2 protein-coding genes are annotated in these 1,598 nt (G+C 34.4%); both read left to right on the top strand.

Annotated elements, in window-relative coordinates; all coding sequences use genetic code 11:
* On the top strand, nt 1–1,084 hold a 1,084-nt coding region (locus tag JX312_RS13375), incomplete at its 5' end, for an oligosaccharide flippase family protein (protein ID WP_204458409.1).
* 15 nt (nt 1,085–1,099) lie between these two features.
* A partial coding sequence (locus JX312_RS13370) for a DapH/DapD/GlmU-related protein (protein ID WP_204458408.1) occupies nt 1,100–1,598 on the top strand: 499 nt, incomplete at its 3' end.

Genomic DNA, 1,598 nt, shown 5'->3' with positions numbered 1-1,598 from the left:
TCTATCTATTGTATTTACATGTTGGGGGATTGTTCCACTTAACTTATCCTATAAATTAAAGAAATTCAGAAAGATTGCCATTGTGACACTGGGAGTACAGCTTGTCTCTGGATTCGGAGCATGTATTTACGCTTTTTATGGAGGAGGTGTCTATGCGTTGGTATTTCAGTTTGTTGCATCAAGTCTATTGCTGTCTTTTGTGTATAATTTAAGTTGCGGTCTTAAATGGAGTTTTAAAGTAACAAAAGAAAGTGTAAATAAAATCAAGTCATTCTCTTCCTATCAATTTTTGTTTAATATACTTTCATATTTTTCACGTAATNCGGATAAATTACTTATAGGACGATATATAGGATTGTCACAGTTGGGATATTATGAAAAGTCATATAGACTAATGATGCTTCCTTTGCAGAATATTACTTTCGTGATATCACCGGTGCTTCTGCCAATTTTCTCAACAATTAAAGATGATGTCGCTCTTTTAGGAGAAAAGTACATTAAGCTACTCATACCTTTGGCATATCTTGCCTTTCCGATAAGTGTGATTTTATATTTTTGTTCACCAGAACTTATTCTAATTATTTTTGGTAGCCAGTGGATATCGTCAATTGCCCCGTTGCAGATACTTTCCTTTACAGTTGGCTTTCAAATATTAATTTCTACAACAGGTGGAATATTTCAGGCATTGGGAGAAACTAAAAGAATGTTCCATAGTGGATGTTGGGGAGCATTCTTTATTGTCGGAAGCTTTATTGTCTCTATTTTAGGTTGGAGAACGATCGTAGCAGTATGTGTTGGATATCTTATTGCTCAAATTGCAAATATAATCCAATGTTTCTATTCTTTATTCAAGGCATTGGATCTTAGCTGTCTAATACTCTTTAGGAGTTTGTTGAAGCCAATGGGAATAAGTTGTCTGATATTTGTAATCATGTGGGCTCAGAATTTATTTTTGCCCATTGCACCGATATGGTTAAGTTTACTTGTAAAGGTTCTTTTGGGAATTTTCTCAACAATTATAATTGTTCAGTTGACAAGCCCTTATAATCTGTATAAAATAATTAAAAAAGGCAACATCGAGTGATTGCCAGAATCTGAAATGATAGTAGAATTAAAGCATTATATACTTGGACTCATAATGAAAGTGCCATTTCATTTTGTGAGGAATATATTCATCAATCCATTTTTGGGTCATAGAGGTGATAATGTCGAACTTTGTAAAGATGTAGAGATTCGAATCCCGGGTAATATTTATATAGGAAACAACACAACAATTAATAAAGATACTCTTTTGGATGGAAGAGGCGGAAAAATCATTATTGGAAATTGTGTTGATATTGCTCAGGAAGTAAGAATATGGACTTTGCAACATGATTACAATTCAACAGACTATAAAGCCGTCGGAAATGATGTGAAGATTGAAGATTATGCGTGGATTGCCAGCAGATGCACGATATTACCGGGTGTGAGAATTGGAAAAGGAGCAGTTGTCGCAACAGGAGCTGTTGTTACAAAAGATGTGCTTCACTGGCGTCTCTTAAAATCTGTTAATGCGAAATTGTTAAACTCTGTATTCATGTTGGTTACGCGATTTTCTG

It is taken from the genome of Barnesiella sp. CU968 (assembly GCF_905219685.1).
Taxonomy (GTDB): domain Bacteria; phylum Bacteroidota; class Bacteroidia; order Bacteroidales; family Muribaculaceae; genus Lepagella; species Lepagella muris_A.
Note: the sequence above shows the minus strand (reverse complement) of the source record. Positions and strands in the feature narration are given on the sequence as shown.